Raw genomic sequence first — 19,603 nt, 5'->3', positions numbered from 1 at the left:
GTCGCCCACTGCTGCGCAGCTTGGAACAAGCTCGTCGATCAGCCCTGGAAAATCACGTCCATCGGAATGCGAGATTGGGCGCATGGGTCTTGATCAGCGCCCGTTGGTATTATTCGATACCTCGTTCAGGCGCGCAACGCCGACGAACACGGCATTGAACCGGTGGCTGTACATGCCCCCGGTTCCTTTGCAATCGGCGCGCCCGGCGAATCCGTCCTCCTAAGTAACATTACGGTCAACGCCGCCGGTCACACAACGGCTCTTGTACATTCTGTCGGTGGGAAATTACCGACTGTAGAAGTTCAGCCCCCACATCCGAAACTCGTTGCTGTCTATGACGATAGATTTGGCGGCGAGTGGTTTCAGCCGCCCACCAAGCATTTGGGTATGAAACTGCCATCCGCTACACCGCTACCCATCGCGCGGCTAATGGTGCGATTTCTCACAAATCTTGTGGACGAGGCGGCGTCATATATCCGCTATCCACCTCACATAGTTCTGAATATATCCAGAACCACGATTTCATGAGGAGCGCCAAATGACTTCTCTCGCAACGCGAATGCACCCGCCTCGATCATATCGCGCGTAACCTCAATCTTATTGCCGACCTGTCGTGAATCATCCTGCAAAATCGATCCTGCTTTCTCGCGTATAGCTCGGGAAATTTTCTCCCCGTGCTCCGCGCTGCTGCGACACTGATCCGGTCGAAGCGAGCGCGGGAGCGGACGATGGCGGTGAATGGAGACGTGTTGGCGGCGGCGCGCCGCATCGAAGCCGAGACCGGCATCGAGGCGACGGTGCTGATCGCCGTCGCCTTGGTCGAAACCCGCGCCGTCGCCTTTGCGCGGGCGGGCGAGCGGCGCGAACCGCTGATCCGCTTCGAGGGCCATTATTTCGACCGGCTGCTAAATCCGGCGGACCGACAGCGGGCGCGCGCGGCCGGACTGGCCGATCCCCGCGCCGGCCGAGTCCGCAACCCGGCCTCGCAGGCGGCGCGCTGGCGGCTGTTCGACAAGGCGGCGGCGATCGACGCGGCCGCCGCGGCCCAGTCCGTCTCCTGGGGATTGTGTCAGGTGATGGGCGCGCATTGGAAGTGGCTCGGCTACCGGAGCGCGGAAGCTCTCGCGGACATAGCCCGCGCGTCGATCGACGGCCAGTTCGAGATCGCGGCGCGTTTTCTCAAGCTCGGCGGACTCGCGCGGCGGCTTGCTGGTGGCGATACGACTGGTTTCGCGCGCCGCTACAACGGCCCCGGCTACCGCCGCAACCGCTATGACGAGAAGATCGGGGCGGCGTGGCTGGAGGCGCAACGGCTGCTCTCCCCATCATCCGATACGCCGAGCGAACTGCGCCGCGGCGCGCGCGGCGAGGCGGTGCGGCGGTTGCAGGCGGCGCTCGTGAGGCATGGTCATCGACTGGCGATCGATGGAATCTTCGGTCCCGCCACCGAGGCCGCGCTGCAAGCGTTTCAGCGCGCTCAGGGCCTCGCGATCAATGGGGTCAGCGATGTGGCGACGCTCCTCCAGCTGCTTCCAGAGCGTGGTCTTGGAGATTGCCGTTGAGGGAATGTTTGGCTTCGCCATCGGGTGGCTCTATGTAACAAGGCACCATGCCCTTGCCCCCTTCGATCGATCCGCACCGCCACGCCGTTTTCCTCGATTTCGACGGGACTCTCGTCGAGTTTGTCGATGATCCGCAGGCGGTCGCCATCGCGCCGGCGGCGCTCGACCGGTTGGAAGTGCTGCAGGCCGAACTCGCCGGAGCACTCGCCGTGGTCAGCGGCCGCCGGATCGCCGATCTCGACCGGTTTCTGGCGCCGATGCGGTTTGCGGCCGCTGGCGTGCATGGGCTCGAACGCCGCGTCCGTCCCGGCGACGAGATCGAACGTTTGGCGGGTCCCGAAACACTCGATGATGTGCGCAAGAGGCTCGAACGGCCGCTGCGGGACAATCCCCGGTTGAAGCTCGAGGACAAGGGCACGGCGCTGGTTCTGCACTATCGCACGGCGCCGGACCTGAAGGAGGCTGCCGAGCAGACGATGGCCGAGGCGACGGCAGGCCGTCATGACCTTGCCGTGATGAACGGCGACAACATCGTCGAGGTGCATCCGGCCGGCATGGACAAGGGCCAGGCGCTCGCCGCGATGATGCAGGACGCGCCGTTCGCGGGCCGCGTTCCGGTCTATGTCGGGGACGACACCACGGACGAATTCGCGCTCGAACATGTGCGCAATGCTGGCGGCGTGTCGATCAAGGTCGGCGACAAGCAAAGTGTCGCGGACTTCCGGCTGACGGATGTCGCGGCGGTCCATCGCTGGCTGGGGGCATCGGCCTGACCACCGGTCTGGTCCGGCCGCCGGATCGCAAACGAAGAAATGTCGGTGCAATGCCGGCCGGGGACAGGAGAAGGGAGACGATGGCTGAGGGGCAGCGGCGACTGGTTGCGGTGTCGAATCGCGTCGGACCACTGAACGACGAGGGCAAGGCCGGGGGGCTCGCCGTCGGCTTGTCCGACGCGTTGCGGCGGCGCGGCGGGCTCTGGTTCGGCTGGAGCGGCGAAACCTCGGACGAGGGCACCTTCAAGGACGCGCAGACCCAAGTTCAGGGCGACGTGTCGATGACCACCATCGACATGACCGAGGAGGAACTCGAAGGCTTTTATTACGGCTACGCCAACCGGTCCTTGTGGCCGCTGCTGCACTATCGCCTCGATCTTGCGCAGTTCGACCGACAGTCCGAACGCGCCTATCGCTCGGTGAACCAGCGCTTCGCGGCCCGTCTGGCGCCACTCGTCACGGACGACGATCTCGTTTGGGTCCACGACTATCATTTCTTCTTTCTTGGCTCGGAGCTGCGCCAGTGCGGGTTCAAGGGCAAGATCGGCTTCTTCCTGCACATTCCGTTCTGTCCGCCGGAAATCTTCACGGCGCTGCCGGCCAGCCACGATGTCGTCCGGGCGATGCTCGCCTACGATGTCGTCGGCTTCCAGACCGACACCGACCGCCGCAACTTCCTCGCCTTCTGCGTGCGCGAACTGGGCGGTGAAAAGCTGGAGGGGCACAGGATCAAGGTCGGCGACCGCGTGGTGAGGGCGGATACTTTTCCGATCGGCATCGACGCACCGGGCTTCGAGCGCTTCGCCGTCTCGCCGGAGGCCAGCGAGCACGAGGAGATGGTCCGCGAGATGGTCGGCGATCGGTTGCAGATCGTCGGCGTCGACCGGATGGATTATTCCAAGGGGCTGGTCGAGCGCTTTCGCGGATTCGAGCGGCTGCTGGAGGACTACCCGGAGAATCGCGGCAAGGTGCAGTTCCTGCAAGTGGCGCCGCTGTCGCGGTCGGAACTCGATGCCTATGTTGAATTGCGCAGTGAGCTTGAAGAGCTCGCCGGTCATATCAACGGCCGCTTCGCGACGCTGGATTGGACGCCGATCCAGATCATGACCCGTGGCTTCAACCGGCGGGCGCTGGCCGGCATCTATCGCGCCGCTCGCGTCTGCCTGGTCACGCCCTTGCGCGATGGCATGAACCTCGTCGCCAAGGAATTCGTCGCCGCGCAGGACCCGGACGATCCCGGCGTGCTGGTCCTGTCGCGCTTTGCCGGCGCGCGGGCCGAACTGCCCGATGCCCTGATCGTCAATCCCTATTCGACCGACGATATCGCGCGGGCCTTGCAGCAAGCCCTGACGATGCCGTTCGACGAACGCGATCGCCGCTGGAAAGCGATGCGCGAGGCGGTCTTCGCCGGAACCTCGTCGCATTGGTGCGACGCTTTCCTCGGCGCCCTTGAGAGCGCTGGGGAAAGCTGAGGCTTCTTGGCGTTGAATAGTGTCGGCGGAGACTTTCATCTGTCCGCCGATGTTGGAACGTCCTATGGACGGATGTAGGAATAGTCGTCTTCCTGAAGTTCCATGAGGCGAACCACGCCCGAGGGAACCTCGGTGGCCTCGTCGAGCAACGGAATCTCCTTGCCTTCCTTCTTGGCCATTCCGGCGCGGGTGTTGCCGCAGGCGGCGAAGGACAGATTGGCGATTTCCATCGACATCATCTTGATGCGGTCGGCGACGGGGGACGTGTCGGCGCGTAGCATGTTCAACCCCGGACCATAGGTCACCACTTCGATGGTCACGTCCTCGCCCTTCTCGTCGTAATAGGCCTTGATGTTCTGGACGTTGTTCAGCGCCATGTTCATCCGTTGGGGGTCGTTCTCATCGATATGGATCGCGACCTTGTGCGGTTCCGCCGCCTGAGCACCCGTCACGCCGCCGGCGAACGGCGCCGCGATGATGAAGGCCAGCGCGGCGAGGGCCGCGAAACGCGTCATTGCAATTTTCATTGATACTTCTCCCGTTGCGATCCGATGGGACACGGCTCTCAAATCCGCGCACCGTTTGCGGCGGCAGTGTTGCCGAAGCGGTCCTTGATGTCTACGGTGATATTCATAAATGCGAATATGTCGGGTTCACGATGGCGCGACGGGGAGGTCTTATGAAGCAAGCGATGGATGCCGTTCGGGCAGCGAGCCTATTATCTGTCGTCACCGAGATTTGGCGTGGGGCCGCCGCGTTCGCGCATGGCTTGACGGGCGGCGCACCGGTCCGACCCTTCGTATCGTGTCTCGTGGCCGCTGGATTTGCCGTGGTGGCTCTCGGCGTATCGCCCGCGAGCGCGGCGGAAGCCAAGGCTGTCGAACTCTCCCTCAATGATCTGACGCTGACCGGCGACCTGGTGCGCCCCGATAATGTCGATATGAGCCAACCGGTCGTGCTTCTCGTCCACGGCACCTTTGCGCACAAGGACGTCGAGCTGATCGAGGCGCTGCAGGGCGCGCTGGCCGAACGCGAGATCGCGTCGCTCGCCGTCACCCTCTCGCTCGGACGGGATCGACGGGAAGGCATGTGGGACTGCAATCAGCCCTCGACCCACCGGCACGAGGACGCGGTGACGGAAATCAGCGCATGGGTGGACTGGCTCGGCAGTGAGGGTTTCGGGCAGGTTGTTCCGCTCGGCCACAGTCGCGGCGGCGGACAGGTCGCCCTGTGGCTCGCCAGCGTAGGCGAACGCGCCGATATTCCCACCGCGGTTCTACTGGCGCCGATGACCGAGGACGCCGACGCGGCCGCTGCAAGCTACGAACAGCGCTTCGGCGCCACGCTGGTGGATGTGCTCGCCAAGGCAAAGACCGCCACGCCTGACCAGATGCTCGATGTCCCGGGTTTGGTCTATTGCTCGGATACCAAGGCAACGGCCCAATCGGTGCTGTCCTATTATGGGGAGACCCTTGAACGCGACACGCCGACGCTGCTGACGCAGGGCGTTTCGATGCCGGTTCTGGTGATCGCCGCCGGCGAAGACGAGGTGGTTACCGATCTGCCGGAGCGGATGGCGCCCATCGTCGATGGCGCGAAGATTCGCCTGGAGACTGTCGAGGGGGCCGATCATCTGTTCCTCGACTTCTTCGCCGAGGACGCCGCCGATCTCGTTGCGGAGCACATCGCGGCGCTGCCCTGAGAACCCGAGATCTCAACCGAAGGAGAGTTGCTATGAAACGGACTGCCATCAAGGGAGGCGCAATCGCGCTTCTGTTCGCCGGTTTCGCCGCCATGCCAGCCACCGCGGCCGAGACTGTTACCTCCTACGAGACCACTGCGCCGTTCGACGAGGTCCGTCAGGACTTGTCGGACGCGATCGTCAACCGCGGCTATGTCATCGACTACGAGGCGTTCGTCGGCGACATGCTGGCCCGCACCGGCGCGGACGTCGGAGCCGAGAAGACCATCTTCCAGGACGGCCGCGCCAACATCATGCAGTTCTGCTCCGCCGTTCTGTCGCGCAAGGCGATGGAAGCGGACGTCATGAACCTTTCGTTCTGCCCCTATGGTTTGTTCGTCTATGAAAGCGCTGACGCGGCCGGCACCGTGACGGTCGGTTTCCGCCGCCTCGACGAGAGTGGCTCGGATGAATCCAAAGCCGCGCTCGGCGAGATCAACGCGGTCCTCGACGACATCGCCAAGGAGGCTGCCGGCGCCGAATGATCGCCGGGTGATTTCAGGCGGCGGCCGGTGTTTCCGGTCGCAGCCGGATCGCGACCAAAAGTGCCGATAGGCCGAGGGCGAGCACCGCCGCCGAGCCGATCAGGGCGGTGTTGTAGTCCGCCTCGCCGGCGACGAGGAATCCGGCGGCGAGCGGGCCCAGCATCTGGCCGAGGCCGAAACCGGCGGTGAGGATGGCAAAGCCCCGTCCGCCGAGACCGTGCCGCCCGAGCGGCATGGTCAAGACGGTGATCGCCATGAAGGTGCCGCCGAACAGGACGGCGGCGACCAGCGCCGCCGTGCCCGAACCGCTGATGGCGGGCAGCAGGACGCCGATGATCTGCGCTGCGTAGGCGGCGGCGAGCGCGGCCGAAAAGCCGATCCGCTCGGCGATTCGCGACCAGATCAGGCAGCTTGGCAGGCCAGCGAGGCCGACGATGATCCACACCCAGTCGCCCATCGCCTCCAGACCCGGCCGGGATTTGACGATCGCCACGATGAAGGTGGCGAACACCGAATAGCCCAGCCCCTCGCAACTGTAATTGATCAGCAGCGGCCAGAACGGCAGCGGTCGGGGCACGCGGCGTCTGGGGTCCGGCGTGTCCGTCCGTGCCGGCAGCTTGCGGTCGCGAACCTCGATGAAGACGATCGGCGCGAACCACGCCGCTAGCAAACCCCCGGCGATCCAAAGGCCGGCCGAATCGAGCACTGGCGCCGCAAAAAGCACGAGCAGGCCCGAGGCGGCGATACCGATCCCGACGCCGCCGAAGACCCAGCCGAGCCGTGCCTCCGAGCCCACCCGCGCCAGCGCCTCGGCCACCATTCCGGCGGCCGAGATCATCGCGAAGGCGCTGGCGAGCCCGGAAATGGTACGTAGCGCCAGCCAGGCGCCGAGCTGGTCGGTGAGCCCCATGGCGAGGGTGGTCAGGATGCTGGCGATGACGCCGATGCGGAAGGCGGCGAGACGCGGCGCGCCGCGCGGGACGAAACTGGCAAGAATCGAGCCGGCCAGGTAGCCGGCGAAGTTGGCCGCCGCGATAAGGCCCGCCACATCGACGCCGAAGCCGTAGTCGCGCTGCATGAGCGGCAGGAGCGGCGTGTAGTAGAACCGGCCGACGCCCATGACGATCGCCAGCGTCAGGAAACCGCCGAGAAGAAGTCGATTGGTCGGGTGCATGGCGAGAACCGGTTCCGTCGACGAGCCGTTCGCGCCGCCAATGGTTCTTTAAAGCATGAATCCCCGCTTCGAAATGCCGTTGTCGCGAAGTCGCGCCCGCGCCCTATGTGGTGGGCGAGATCAGGTGAGGAGACCCATCCATGGCCAACCGTAAATCCCACGCCAAGCGGCTGTCCGACCTGGATATGGACGCGAAAATCCCGAAGGATGAGTACGAGCCGCGGCTGGAAGCGGTGCAGACTCGCTTCCGCCAGATCCAGCAGGCCTATCTGCATACGAAGGACGAGGCCGTCATCGTCTTCGAGGGCTGGGATGCCGCCGGCAAGGGCGGCGCGATCCGGCGGATGGCCAGCGTGATGGACCCGCGCGGCTTTCGGGTCTGGCCGATCGGGGCGCCGTCGGCGGAGGAATTGGCGCGACACTATCTGGCGCGGTTCTGGGAGCGGCTGCCGGCAAAGGGCGAGATCGCGGTCTTCGACCGCTCCTGGTACGGGCGGGTATTGGTCGAACGTGTCGAGGGATTCGCCGAGGAGGCCGAATGGCGCCGTGCCTATGAGGAGATCAATCAGTTCGAGGCGATGCTGACCGATGCCGGAACCAGGATCGCCAAGGTGTTCCTCTATATCGACAGGGACGAGCAGCTCGAGCGGTTCGAAAAGCGGCTGCGCGATCCGTTGAAGCGCTGGAAGCTGTCTTTCGAGGATTTTCGTAACCGCGACAAATGGGATCAGTACGAAGAGGCCGTCAATGACATGCTGGAGCGCACTGACACTACGGCGGCGCCATGGCAGGTCATTTCCGCCAACCACAAGAAATACGCTCGGGTGACGGCCCTCACCGGGATCGCCGACCGGCTCGCGAATGGGGTCGACCTGTCGCCACGGCCACTTGATTCCGAACTCGAACGGCGCTTCGAGCGGGAAACGACAGATTAGGGGCACGGTCGGCCACGATGGTGGCCGACCGAAAGCTTTGAAGAGACACGCCGGGTAAAAAGCGGGCTATCTGCTTGCCGCGACGATGCTGGCGATAATGCCGGTGGCGGTCGCAAAAAGTATGTAGTCGTTGTCGACCATGACCCAGCGGTGGCCCGAGGGCGGACGACGCAGTCCGTGGCGTTGCCAGTTGGAAACAACCGGCCCCCTTGCGGTGGCCGGCAAATGGGCGCCGCGTCGACGCCAGTCCGCGGCATGGCGAGTATCCTTGCTGGCCTGGCGCAGGGTCCTGCTCGGCGNCCGGCAAATGGGCGCCGCGTCGACGCCAGTCCGCGGCATGGCGAGTATCCTTGCTGGCCTGGCGCAGGGTCCTGCTCGGCGCGGCTGCTCTGTAGGTCGTTTTGGCGTCGTGCGCGAAGGCCGGAGCGGTCGTCGTGGCCGGGACCGCGACGGCGAGGCCGAGAGCGATTGCGAGCGATTTCATCATGACGATTCTCCTTTGCTTTCGTCGCAGGAGTAACCACGCCATAAGTCTCGCGATCCAGTTTCAAACTATGTCATTTGTAACGGAGCCAACGGCAAGCGGACGGTCTGTTCGAGACCGCCTGTCTCGCGGTTGGCGACTCCGATCGAACCGCCGGCCTGCTCGACGATCTCCTTGGCGATGGCCATGCCGAGCCCGGCCCCCGGCTTGAACTTGCGTCGACCGGGATCGACCCGGAAGAACGGCTCGAAGGCGCGGTCGATCATCTCGTCCGGTATGCCGGGTCCGTCGTCGGTGATGCTGATCACCGCCTCGCTCCCCTTGCGATGCAGCGCGACTCGCGCGCCCTCGCCGTGGATGGCGGCATTGTCGACGAGGTTGCGCAGCGCCCGTTTCAGCGCGAGCGGCCGGGCGACCACGACAAGGGGCGGTGCGCCAGCCGGCATCTCCTTCACCGGACGGCCGATCTCTCGCAGTTCCGCCGTGATTTCATTCAGCAAGCGATCGAGCCGAACCGGCCCGTCGGGCGTGGTGTCGACCTCTTCGCGCACCAGGCGGATGGCGCTGTCGGCGATGCGGTCGAGTTCGGCCAGATCTTTCAGCCAGACCTCACGATCCTCGTCGGGCAGGAACTCGGCGCGCAGGCGCATGCGCGTCATCGGGGTCCTGAGATCATGGCCGGCGGCGGCGACGAGGCGCATGCGGCTTTCGATCGCCTCGCGCACGCGGCTGGTCAGCCGGTTGAGCGCCGCGGCGGTGGCGCGGACCTCGGCCGGACCGTCTTCCGGGACATGGGCGGGAAGGCCGTCCGGGCCGATCGTCGAAACTGCCTGATCGAGGATGCGAAGCGGGCGTGTCATTTTGGTCGCGGCAAACAGCGAAACCGCCGCCGCGCCAAGGATGACCAACGCCATGTAGGACACGAAAGCAGGCCAATTGCGGGTTCGCATGCCGGGATGGGGCAGATAGGCCCAGCGTCCCGGCGCGAACTCGAAGACGAGCTGCGGCGTATGCGTTCGCATGTCGCCGACCATGCGAACCGGTATGGCGAGGCCCTCGCCGGCCAAGCTTTCGGCAATGCCGCGCGCTTCGTGCACCATCACGCCGTTGCCGGGAACCGGTTCGTCGCCGACGACGATGCCGAGGCGGTCGGCCGCGCCCGGATCGGCCGCGAGAACCGTGGCGACGATGCGAACCTCGTTGGCGAAAGCCGCGCGGAAACTCTCGCGGTCGGGCCGTTCGAGCACCTGCACCGAGACCAATGCCGCGATGACGACGACGCCGACGATGGCGAGGACAAGAAGCAGGGCCAGCCGCGAGCGCAGCGATCTCATGACGCGTCGCCCGCGTGCCGTTCGACCCGCGCCGCAAATTGATAGCCGCCATTGCGCACGGTCTTGAACAGCCGGAAGACGCCGTTGTCGTTGAACTTGCGCCGTAACCGGCTCATCGTCACATCGACGGAGCGGTCGAACGGATCGGCGGAGCGGCCGTGCAGCAGGTCCATCAATATGTCGCGGGACAGGACCCGGCCGGGTCGTTCGAGGAAGATCATCAGGAGGTCGAACTCAGCGCCGGTCAGTTCGATCTCCTCACCGTCGGGCGCGCCGACGTGCCGGCGCTCCGGATCGACGGTAAAGCCCTCGAACGCATAAAGGGCATGCCCCGACGGAGGCTCCGGTGGATTCTCCCCACCGCGCCTGAGCACCGCCCGGATGCGGGCGGCGAGTTCGCGCGGATTGAACGGTTTGCCGAGATAATCGTCGGCGCCCAGTTCCAGGCCGATGATCCTGTCGACATCTTCCTTCAGGGCGGTCAAGAGGATGATCGCGATGTCCGGCCGGCGCTCCTTCAGATCGCGGCAGATGTCGAGGCCGGAGCCGTCCGGCAGCATGACGTCGAGCACGACGAGGTCGATGCGGGAATCGGCCACCTTCTGTTCGCAGGCGCGCCGGCTGGCGGCGAGCGAGCAACGAAACCCCTGGCTCTCGAGATACTTTCCGAGCAGTCGTAAGATTTCCGGGTCGTCGTCGACGACGAGAATGTGGGGCAGGCTCATGCGGCGTTCGTCCTTCTGCGCACCCTATTGTCTGTCTGCTCCCGGCCCGGCGCGCGAGGCGAATTTTGTAACGGGACGTTGCCCCTGGACCCTGTGACACGTTTCGTAACAACTCTCCGTGTCCGGGCCATGTTTCGTAACATTCCGCCGCATCACCGCAACAAGTGGCACCTAGGTTGAGGGTCCAGACGTCATCCAACCAGAGGACATCGACATGACCCAACTTCACAATCGCAACACGGCCCGTCCCAAAAGGTTCGTTGCCATCGCCGCCGCGGCGCTCATGGCCAGCACCGCTGCCGGCACGGCTTTCGCCCAGCAGGCCACCGCCCCGGCGCAGCCTTCCGCCGCGACCGCTTCGGACTCTCGTGACGGTTCAATGATGCGACGCGGCGACGGCAAAGGCATGTCCGGGCAGCGCGGAGAGCGCGGCGGCAAGGAATTCAAAGGCCACGGCGGTATGCGTGGCATGGGCGGGATGGGCCACATGGGTGGCGGCGGACGTCACGCCGGCATGATGGCGCGCATGTTCACGCCGGCGCACGTCGCTGACGCGCTGTCGACGATCGAGACCGGTATCGGCGTTCGGCCGGACCAGATGGAGGCATGGCGCAAGTTCACCGCCGCAGTGGTCGCCTTCGCCGATGCCTCGCAGCCGCCGCGCATGGGCATGGGCATGGGGCAGGGACGCGGCATGATGATGCCGAATGCCGGCGCCGACACGTCCGATGATGACACCGCGATGGCGGATGATACCGACAGCACCGCGATGGCCGACGAGGAGACCGACGACACCGCGGCCTCGGACGAGGCGATGCAGTCGGATAGCGAGACCGATACCGGCGACCAGGCCAAGCCGCAGTTCCGCGGCTTCCAAATGCTCGACCGCATGGCGGACCGGGCGATTGCCCAGGCAGGCAAGGCCGAAGCGCTGAAGAGCGCGCTGGCCGAGGTCGAGGCTGTGCTGACGCCCGAGCAGATCACCGGTGTGCAGAGCATCGTTCGCTCGATGATGCGCGACGCACGTGGCGAGCGTCGCATGCAGATGCGCGGCCATGGCGGTGGACGCGGCAACATGGGCGGCGATCACGGGCGCGGGGGTGATTCCTCGGGTGGATTCCATGGTCGCGGCGGCGACGACGACCGGCGCTAACGAAATCGCACCTTCTTGGGCGCTTGCGCGCCGCTGAAAACAACGGCCGGCCTCATGACGAGGCCGGCCGTTTTTCGTAAGAGTCGCGCGGGTCAGCCCAGCGCGTCGGCGATCGCCTTGCCGCAGTCTTCGGTGCCGAGCGGGCCACCGAGGTCGCCGGTCCGCAGCTTTTCCTCCGCCAGCACCGTCTCGATGGCGCCGACGATCGCCGCAGCGGCCTCGGCGTGGCCGAGATGGTCGAGCATCATCGCCCCGGCCCAGATCTGGCCGACCGGGTTGGCGATACCCTTGCCGAAAATGTCGGGCGCCGAGCCATGCACCGGCTCGAACAGCGAGGGGAAATTCCGCTCCGGATTGATGTTGCCCGACGGCGCGATGCCGATCGTGCCGGTACAGGCCGGCCCGAGATCGGAGAGGATATCGCCGAACAGATTGGAGGCGACGACGACGTCGAAACGATCCGGATTCAGCACGAAATGCGCGGTCAAAATGTCGATGTGGTACTTGTCCCAGCGAATATCCGGATAGGACTTCGCCATCTCCTCCACCCGCTCGTCCCAATAGGGCATGGTGATCGAGATGCCGTTCGACTTGGTCGCCGAGGTCAGGTGCTTCTTGTCGCGGCGCTGGGCGAGCTCGAAGGCGTAGCGAAGAATCCGGTCGACGCCGACGCGGCTCATCACCGTCTCCTGGACGACAAATTCGCGGTCGGTGCCCTCGAACATGCGGCCGCCGACCGAGGAATATTCGCCCTCGGTGTTCTCGCGCACGACGAAAAAGTCGATGTCGCCCGGCTCGCGGCCGGCGAGCGGGCTCTTGACGCCCGGCATCAGCTTGACCGGACGAAGATTCACATACTGATCGAACTCACGGCGGAACTTGATGAGCGAGCCCCAGAGCGAGACGTGATCGGGCACCGTGTCCGGCCAGCCGACAGCGCCGAAGAAGATCGCGTCGTGTCCGCCGATCTGCGCCTTCCAATCCTCAGGCATCATCTCGCCGTGCTTGGCGTAGTAGTCGCAGGAGGCGAAGTCGAAGGTGTCGAACTTCAGGTCGAGGTCGAATTTCGACGCCGCCGCCTCCAGCACGCGCAGGCCCTCGGGGATGGTTTCCTTGCCGATGCCGTCACCGGCGATGACGGCGATCTTCAGACTGTTGGATGACATAGGACCTCTTTGCTTCAGGTGTAAGTCGGAATGGTTCGGGTTGTCGGTGCGGGGCTTATCGCAGCATTTCGACCGCGACAGCCGTCGCCTCGCCACCGCCGATGCAGATCGCGGCGACGCCGCGCCGCTGTCCCCGCTCGTGAAGGGCGGCGAGGAGCGTGACGATGATGCGGGCGCCGGACGCGCCGATCGGGTGGCCGAGAGCGCAGGCGCCGCCATGGACGTTCATGATGTCGAGCGGAATGCCGAGTTCGCGCATGGCGATCATCGGCACGACGGCGAAGGCCTCGTTGATCTCGAAAAGATCGACATCGGTGAGCTGCCATTCGGCGGCGTCGAGGACGCGGCGGATCGCCTCGACGGGCGCGGAGGTGAATTTTGCCGGCTCTCCTGCGAACTGGCTGGTCGCGACGATCCGCGCGAGTGGCGTCAGGCCACGCTTTTCGGCGCCACTCTCGCGGCCGAGCACCAGCGCCGCCGCGCCGTCGGAGATCGACGAGGAATTGGCGGCGGTCACCGTGCCGCCGGCCCGGAAGGCGGGCTTCAGGGTCGGGATCTTGGCGGCATCTGCCTTACCGGGCTGTTCGTCGCGGCTGACGGTGATCGAGCCCTTGCGGGTCGCGACCTCGACGGGAACGATCTCGGCGCCGAGCGCGTCACTCCCTTGAGCATCAAGGGCGCGGGTCAGCGAGGCGACGGCGTAGTCGTCCTGTTCGGTACGGGTGAACTGGTAGGCTTCGGCCGCGTCCTCTGCGAAACTGCCCATCAGCCGGCCCTTGTCGTAGGCGTCCTCCAGGCCGTCGAGGAACATGTGGTCGATCACCTGGCCATGGCCGAGCCGCAGGCCGGCGCGCGCCTTGGGTAGCAGATACGGCGCGTTCGACATCGACTCCATGCCGCCGGCGACGCGCAGGCCCTCCGGCCGCGCGCAGAGGCTGTCATGGGCCATCATCACCGCCATCATGCCCGAACCGCACATCTTGTTGACGGTGGCGCAGGGGACGGATTTCGGCAGGCCGCCGCCGATCGCCGCCTGACGGGCCGGCGCCTGGCCGAGCCCGGCGGGCAGCACGCAGCCCATCGTCACCTCGGTAACGGCGTCGGTCGCGGCGCCAGTGCGCTGCATCGCGGCGGCGATCGCCCTGGCGCCCAGCTCGGTGGCCGCAAGGCCGGCCAGTTCGCCCTGAAAGCCGCCAAGCGGCGTGCGGGCGCCGCCAAGGATGACGATCGGGTCCTGCATGGCAATGCTCCTTAAAGCGGCGGGCGGGTCGCGGCCAGCGCCGGCCGATCGGATGCCAGCTCGCGCAGAGCAGACAATCGCGGCGTTGCCGAAATCCACTCGGCGCCGGGAAAGCGTAGCTCAACATAGTCGAGCGCGGTGATGGCGGCGATGGTGCCGAGATCCAGACGCTCGCCGGGCGTGTCGAGGACCATCGCATCGAGGCGCTTCAGGCCGTCGGCGACGGAGCGCCTGCGCCTGGCGGCGATCGGATTGGCGTCGAAGGCGTGGTCGGCGAAATCGCCGCTGACGATCCGGCGTCCAATCAGAATCTGCACGGCGGCGTCGCAGACACCGATGCCGGTGCCGGCGATCGCAAGGCTCTTCGGATCACTGGCCGATAGGGCGCCCTTGCCCTGTCGCTCGGCAAATGTCGCGATGAGCAGGCACTCGGTGATCCCCGTGCCATCGTCGAGAACGAGGCAGGGAACCCGGCCGGCGCTGTTGGAGGCCAGCAGATCGGCCTCGTCGGCCCACGGGTCGACGGTCTGGATCTCCAGATCCGCGATTTTCGCCTCGATCAACGCCGCATGGGCGATGCGGGCGAAGGGCGAGGTGGCGTTCTTTAAAAGCTTCATGGCCGGAACCTCAGATGCAGCGGCCGCCATCGACCTCGAGGACGGCGCCGGTGATCATCGCGGCTTCGTCGGAGGAAAGGAAGACGGTGGCGTTGGCGATGTCCTCGGGCCGGCTCATCCGGCCGAGCGGGATGGTGGCAATGAATTTGGCGCGGTTCTCCGGCGTATCCGGGACGCCCATGAATTCCGACAGCAGACCCGTTTCGCCGATCACCGGGGCGATGCCGCAGACGCGGATCTTCATCGGCGCCAGCTCGACGGCGAGGGACTTGGTCAGCGTGTTCACCGCGCCCTTGGACGAATTGTACCAGGTCAGGCCCGGACGCGGACGCAAGCCGGCGGTCGAGCCGATATTGATGATGACGCCGCCGCCCGCGTCGCGCATGGCGGGGACGCAGGTCCGGGTCATGTGGAAGATCGCCTTCACATTGACCGCATAGACCTTGTCGAACTCCTCCTCGGTGACCTCGAGGATCGGCTTGTTGCGGTGGGTCCAGCCGGCATTGTTGACGACGATGTCGATGCCGCCCAGCGCGTCGGTGGCCGTCTTCCACGCCGCTTCGACCGCTTGTCCGTCGGTGAGGTCGCAGGGAATCGCCACATGCCCGTCGCCGAGTTCGCCGGCCACCCGCCGGGCGCCTGCCTCGTTGATGTCGAGCACGGCGACCTTCGCGCCCTCCTTCGCAAAGGCCCTGGCGATGCCTTCGCCGAAACCGGAGCCGCCACCCGTGACGAGGGCGCGCTTGTTGGCCAGACGCATGAATGATCCTCCCGATCGATCGTCTATCTATTCGCCGTGGTTGAACACGACCGTCTTCAATTCCGAAAACTCGTAGAGGGCCTCGAAACCCTTCTCGCGGCCGTGGCCGGATTTCTTCACTCCGCCGAAGGGAAGTTCGATGCCGCCGCCGGCCCCATAGCCGTTGACGTAGACCTGGCCGGCGCGGACCTTTCGGGCCATGCGCATCTGCCGGTCGCCGGCATTCGTCCAGATTCCGGCGACAAGGCCGTAGTCGGTGCCGTTTGCGATGCGGACGGCATCCGCCTCGTCCTCGAAGGTGGAGACGGCAAGCACAGGGCCGAACACCTCCTCGCGGGCCAGGCGATGCTCGGGCGGCACCAGGCCGAGAACGCGCGGCGCGACATAGAAGCCGTCGGCCGGCGCGTTCGGCGAGATCCGGCCGGTCGCCAGCGTCTTGATGCCGGTGTCGGCCGCGTGATCGAGGAAGGACTGGACGCGCGCCTTTTGCTTGGCGCTGACCAGGGCGCCGAGATCGGCGTCTTCGTCATGGGGCGCGGCGACAAGGCTCTCGAACTTCGCCGTCACCCGCTCCAGTACCTTGTCGAGGATCGGTCTGTGGATGAGCAGCCGGCTGCCGGCCGAGCAGGTCTGGCCGCCATTCTGGACGATCGCGCCGGAGATGAACGGCAGCGCCTTGTCGAGATCGGCGTCGTCGAAGAGGATCTGCGGCGACTTGCCGCCGAGCTCCATGGTGCAGCCGACATTGTTGATGGCGCACGCCTGCTGGATCAGCGTGCCGACCTGGGGCGAGCCGGTGAATGACATGAAGTCGATGCCGGGATGGGCGGACAGCGCCGCGCCAGCCTTTTCGCCATAGCCGGTGACGAGATTGATCGCGCCCTCCGGCAGGCCGGCCTCGAGCGCCAGCTGGGTCAGGCGGATCGGCGTCAGGCAGGCTTCCTCGGCCGGCTTGATGACTGTCGCGTTGCCCATCGCGAGCGACGCGCCGATAGTCCGGCCATACATCTGCGCCGGGTAATTCCAGGCGATGATATGGCCGGTGACGCCCTTGGCCTCGCGCAGGGTCATGACGGTGTAGCCGTTCATGAAGGGCAGCGTCTCGCCATGTACCTTGTCCGCGGCGCCGGCGTAGAACTCGAAATATCGGGCGCAGGCGGCGATGTCGGCCCGCGCCTGTTTCATCGGCTTGCCGCAGTCGAGCGCTTCCAGCTGCGCCAGTTCCTCGGCGTTTTCAGCGATGAGCAGGGAGAACTTCATCAGCAGCCGGCCGCGATCGACCGCCGAGAGCCGGCCCCAGGCTCCGCGCTCGAAAGCCTCGCGCGCGGCGGCGACGGCGCGGTCGATCTCGGCCTCGCCGCCAGCGGCGATCTTCGCCACGACTTCGCCGGTCGATGGGGCGATCACATCGATGGTTTCGCCCGAATCCGCAGCGGCCCACCGGCCGGCGATCTGGATCGTCGAACCGCTCGCCGCGTTGTCGAACTTGAACTGCTGGTTCACCGCTTCCTCCCTGTTTTCCGTACAGACGCGCTAAGACACCGTCGCGTCGGCGCCTCCGCACCTATTGCCAAGGCCCTCTTACGGCTTTGCCGCGCTGGAGGAAAGCCAGCGGATGAGGACGAAGCGCGGCGTCTGACCTTACGCGGTCAATCGTCGGTCTGCTCCCCTAACGACGAGCAGTGTCGACCCATCGCTTCGTCATAGCAGGACTTTGGGTTCAGGGCGGCCCCGCACCGGAAGGTCGATGAGGAAGGTCGTGCCGGCATGCGGGTCATTCTTACGCGATTTTTCCGAGAGGCCGGACCAGGCCGAGGTGACGATCATCCGGTCGAGTTTCGGGCCGACGAAGCAGGGGCAGGTGACCTGCCGGGCGTCGATTGCGATCGTGCGGAGGCGCGTCCCCTCCGGCGAATAGGCGTCGACCGTTCCATTGCCCCAGCGCGCGTTCCAGATCACACCGTCGGCATCGCAGATCGCGCCGTCGAGCCCACCCTTGCCGCCGCGCTGGTCGAAGAACAGGGTGGGCTCGGCGGTGGGCAAGCCGGTTTTCGGTTCGACGGCGACGCGCATCAGACGGTTGATGGCGGTGTCGGTGAAATAGGCGAGGCGCCCGTCGGGCGAAAAGCAGATCGCATTCGGGATCGTGACGTTGGAATAGAGCGTCCGCAATTCGCCGCCGCGATACCAGTAGATCGCACCGGCGCCCTTCTCGTGCGCCTTGCCCATGGTGCCGATCCACAGCGCGCCGGACGGATGGACGCGGCCGTCGTTCGAGCGCGTCGCCGCATTGTCGGCCTCCAGCGGCCGATGCAGCGACAGCCGCCCGGTCGCCGTCTCGCGAAGATAAAGGCCATCCTCCGCCGCGATCAGCTGGCGCTCGGCATCGACGACGGCGAGGGCGCTCGCCATGAAAGGCAGGGGATGGACGGTCGCTTCCGCCGCGTCTCCGCCTTTTTCCAGCAGGGATCGGCCCTCGATGTCGAACCACCACGCCGTGCCGGTCGCCGGATCGTAAGTCGGACCCTCGCCCAGCTGGCAGGCGATGTCGCAATAGAGGCTGACGGAAATTTCGGCGTCGGTCATCGGCGGTCCAGACTTTTCTATCAACCAAGAATGGCCCGTTCGCCCGGCCCTGTCGATCCGGCCCTGTCGATCCGGCGCGACGAGCCCGAGATGGGACAAGACACGTCCCGGCGCTCGTCGCTCCAATGTGCCCTCCGCAACACATTGGTCGTTAAACAAGATTCAAGATCGCAGGGTTAGTTTGACAGACAGCGCCGTGGCCAACTAGCTCCCGGCAAGCCAATCGAGAGCCCCGCCCCAGTGACGTTCCGCCTTTTCGCCCGGCCCGGCCTTGTCGCGCCCTTCAAAGCGACGATCGCCGCGCTCCTCGCGCTGTCGCTCGTCGCCTGCCAGTCGACGGAGCTGACGACCGCCGGCTTGATGTCAGCGAGTGGGCCACGCGCGGCCAGTGCCCTCGCCGGCGAAGCGGAGATCCGCGGGCAGTCCACGCTGGTCCTTGATTACGCCAGCGGCCGCACGCTCTACGAGGAGGCGGCCGACGGCCTGCGCTATCCGGCCTCGCTGACCAAGATGATGACGCTCTATTTGCTGTTCGAGACGATCGGCGAGGGTCGCCTCTCGCTCGACAGCGAGCTTGTCGTCACCGAGAACGCGGCGTCGAAGCCGCCGGCCAAGATCGGCCTCAAAGCAGGATCGACGATCCGCGTCCGCGACGCCGCCCAGGCGATCGCGGTGAAGTCGGCCAACGACGTCGCGACCGTCATCGCGGAAAACCTCGGCGGCTCGGAAGATGGTTTCGCGGCGGCGATGACGGCGAAGGCCCGCTCCCTCGGCATGAGCCGGACGCAATTCGCCAACGCCTCCGGCCTGCCCGATCCGCGCCAGATCTCCACGGCGCGCGACATGGCGACGCTCGGCCGCGCCTTGCTGTCGCGCTTTCCCCAGTATGCGCCGCTGTTCAGCGTGACCGAGTTCGAATATGGCGGCAAGAGCTTCAAGGCGACGAACAAGCTTCTCGGCAAGGTGCCTGGCGTCGACGGTTTGAAGACCGGCTATATCCGCGACGCAGGCTTCCACCTCGTCGCGACCGCCAAGCGCGGCGGACGCCGGATCATCGTCGTCGTGATGGGCGGCGAAAAAGGCAAGGAACGCGACGCCAAGGTGGCCGCGCTGATCGACCAATATCTCGGCGCTGCCCAGTTCGCCGAGCGCTGAGTCTGGCGCCCGGCCGGCTTCGCGAAAAGTCCGGCGATCCGGCAATATGACAGCTACGACATTGGTTTTCTCGCCGTTCGAGGCTCTGGCCCGGCAACGGCCGGCTGATCCCGCACGGCAAACGGGAATCCGCCATTGACGGGATGCCCCGGCGGGGTCGACAGTGGATTCTTCGATCACCGGACGCTGATCGACAAAAATCGCTTGCAAAAGCCCGCAGATCGTAGCGTTTTGCAATTAA

Annotated in this window: 19 protein-coding genes; 8 read left to right on the top strand and 11 right to left on the bottom strand. The window is 65.7% G+C overall.

What is annotated here, in order from left to right; all coding sequences use genetic code 11:
• The first annotated feature begins 728 nt into the window (after positions 1-728).
• The 3 genes from VQ045_RS16785 to VQ045_RS16775 all read left to right on the top strand — a co-directional run bounded on the left by VQ045_RS16785 (position 729) and on the right by VQ045_RS16775 (position 3,807).
• Positions 729-1,562: an N-acetylmuramidase domain-containing protein gene (locus tag VQ045_RS16785; protein ID WP_331830917.1), complete on the top strand. Its 834-nt coding sequence runs from the start codon at positions 729-731 to the stop codon at positions 1,560-1,562.
• A gap of 47 nt (positions 1,563-1,609) precedes the next feature.
• Positions 1,610-2,335, top strand: coding sequence for a trehalose-phosphatase (gene otsB / locus VQ045_RS16780; RefSeq protein ID WP_331830915.1), 726 nt, complete (start codon positions 1,610-1,612; stop codon positions 2,333-2,335).
• An 80-nt stretch (positions 2,336-2,415) separates the two neighbouring features.
• Complete coding sequence (locus VQ045_RS16775) at positions 2,416-3,807, top strand: alpha,alpha-trehalose-phosphate synthase (UDP-forming) (RefSeq protein WP_327625234.1); 1,392 nt, start codon at positions 2,416-2,418, stop codon at positions 3,805-3,807.
• Between the two features lie 62 nt (positions 3,808-3,869).
• Here VQ045_RS16775 and VQ045_RS16770 read toward each other — a convergent pair whose 3' ends face one another.
• Complete coding sequence (locus tag VQ045_RS16770; RefSeq protein ID WP_331830913.1) at positions 3,870-4,334, bottom strand: DsrE family protein; 465 nt, start codon at positions 4,332-4,334, stop codon at positions 3,870-3,872.
• Between the two features lie 305 nt (positions 4,335-4,639).
• On the opposite strand from VQ045_RS16770, the gene VQ045_RS16765 reads away from it, so the two are divergent.
• Together VQ045_RS16765 and VQ045_RS16760 are read left to right on the top strand one after the other, a co-directional pair.
• Positions 4,640-5,509 (top strand): alpha/beta hydrolase, encoded by an 870-nt coding sequence (locus tag VQ045_RS16765; RefSeq protein ID WP_331830912.1) that lies wholly within the window; start codon positions 4,640-4,642, stop codon positions 5,507-5,509.
• Between the two features lie 32 nt (positions 5,510-5,541).
• A complete protein-coding gene (locus VQ045_RS16760) occupies positions 5,542-6,033 on the top strand; it encodes a DUF302 domain-containing protein (RefSeq protein WP_327625237.1) in 492 nt (163 codons plus the stop codon).
• A gap of 13 nt (positions 6,034-6,046) precedes the next feature.
• On the opposite strand, the gene VQ045_RS16755 is transcribed toward VQ045_RS16760, so the two are convergent.
• Positions 6,047-7,207 (bottom strand): YbfB/YjiJ family MFS transporter, encoded by a 1,161-nt coding sequence (locus VQ045_RS16755; RefSeq protein ID WP_331830911.1) that lies wholly within the window; start codon positions 7,205-7,207, stop codon positions 6,047-6,049.
• 140 nt (positions 7,208-7,347) lie between these two features.
• Here VQ045_RS16755 and VQ045_RS16750 point away from each other — a divergent pair, with 140 nt between their 5' ends.
• On the top strand, positions 7,348-8,142 hold the full coding sequence (locus tag VQ045_RS16750) for a polyphosphate kinase 2 family protein (RefSeq protein ID WP_327625239.1): 795 nt from the start codon (positions 7,348-7,350) through the stop codon (positions 8,140-8,142).
• Positions 8,143-8,208: 66 nt separating this feature from the next.
• Here VQ045_RS16750 and VQ045_RS22050 read toward each other — a convergent pair whose 3' ends face one another.
• The 3 genes from VQ045_RS22050 to VQ045_RS16740 all read right to left on the bottom strand — a co-directional run bounded on the left by VQ045_RS22050 (position 8,209) and on the right by VQ045_RS16740 (position 10,685).
• Positions 8,209-8,481, bottom strand: coding sequence for an RcnB family protein (locus tag VQ045_RS22050; protein WP_442879891.1), 273 nt, complete (start codon positions 8,479-8,481; stop codon positions 8,209-8,211).
• Positions 8,482-8,694: 213 nt separating this feature from the next.
• Positions 8,695-9,960, bottom strand: coding sequence for an ATP-binding protein (locus tag VQ045_RS16745; RefSeq protein WP_331830910.1), 1,266 nt, complete (start codon positions 9,958-9,960; stop codon positions 8,695-8,697).
• Positions 9,957-10,685, bottom strand: a complete 729-nt coding sequence (locus VQ045_RS16740; RefSeq protein WP_327646059.1) for a response regulator transcription factor — start codon at positions 10,683-10,685, stop codon at positions 9,957-9,959. The genes VQ045_RS16745 and VQ045_RS16740 overlap by 4 nt, the downstream gene beginning before the upstream one ends.
• Positions 10,686-10,899: 214 nt before the next feature.
• Here VQ045_RS16740 and VQ045_RS16735 point away from each other — a divergent pair, with 214 nt between their 5' ends.
• Positions 10,900-11,838, top strand: a complete 939-nt coding sequence (locus VQ045_RS16735; RefSeq protein WP_331830909.1) for a hypothetical protein — start codon at positions 10,900-10,902, stop codon at positions 11,836-11,838.
• A 92-nt stretch (positions 11,839-11,930) separates the two neighbouring features.
• Here the strand turns inward: VQ045_RS16735 and VQ045_RS16730 are convergent, their stop codons facing one another.
• The 6 genes from VQ045_RS16730 to VQ045_RS16705 all read right to left on the bottom strand — a co-directional run bounded on the left by VQ045_RS16730 (position 11,931) and on the right by VQ045_RS16705 (position 18,207).
• Positions 11,931-13,004, bottom strand: a complete 1,074-nt coding sequence (locus VQ045_RS16730; protein WP_331830908.1) for a tartrate dehydrogenase — start codon at positions 13,002-13,004, stop codon at positions 11,931-11,933.
• A gap of 55 nt (positions 13,005-13,059) precedes the next feature.
• The gene (locus VQ045_RS16725; RefSeq protein WP_327625258.1) at positions 13,060-14,250 is read right to left on the bottom strand and encodes an acetyl-CoA C-acyltransferase; all 1,191 of its coding nucleotides are present in this window, start codon (positions 14,248-14,250) and stop codon (positions 13,060-13,062) included.
• Positions 14,251-14,255: 5 nt separating this feature from the next.
• Positions 14,256-14,861: a glutathione S-transferase family protein gene (locus tag VQ045_RS16720; protein WP_331830907.1), complete on the bottom strand. Its 606-nt coding sequence runs from the start codon at positions 14,859-14,861 to the stop codon at positions 14,256-14,258.
• A 10-nt stretch (positions 14,862-14,871) separates the two neighbouring features.
• Entirely contained in the window at positions 14,872-15,621 is a 750-nt protein-coding gene (locus VQ045_RS16715; protein ID WP_327625245.1) for a glucose 1-dehydrogenase, read from the bottom strand.
• Positions 15,622-15,648: 27 nt separating this feature from the next.
• The gene (locus VQ045_RS16710) at positions 15,649-17,124 is read right to left on the bottom strand and encodes an aldehyde dehydrogenase family protein (RefSeq protein WP_442879890.1); all 1,476 of its coding nucleotides are present in this window, start codon (positions 17,122-17,124) and stop codon (positions 15,649-15,651) included.
• A gap of 198 nt (positions 17,125-17,322) precedes the next feature.
• A complete protein-coding gene (locus VQ045_RS16705) occupies positions 17,323-18,207 on the bottom strand; it encodes an SMP-30/gluconolactonase/LRE family protein (protein ID WP_331830906.1) in 885 nt (294 codons plus the stop codon).
• A 240-nt stretch (positions 18,208-18,447) separates the two neighbouring features.
• On the opposite strand from VQ045_RS16705, the gene VQ045_RS16700 reads away from it, so the two are divergent.
• Entirely contained in the window at positions 18,448-19,362 is a 915-nt protein-coding gene (locus tag VQ045_RS16700; RefSeq protein ID WP_327646066.1) for a D-alanyl-D-alanine carboxypeptidase family protein, read from the top strand.
• Positions 19,363-19,603 lie beyond the last annotated feature (241 nt).

This window comes from Aurantimonas sp. E1-2-R+4, assembly GCF_036549515.1.
GTDB classification, from domain to species: Bacteria; Pseudomonadota; Alphaproteobacteria; order Rhizobiales; family Rhizobiaceae; genus Aurantimonas; species Aurantimonas coralicida_A.
Note: the sequence above shows the minus strand (reverse complement) of the source record. Positions and strands in the feature narration are given on the sequence as shown.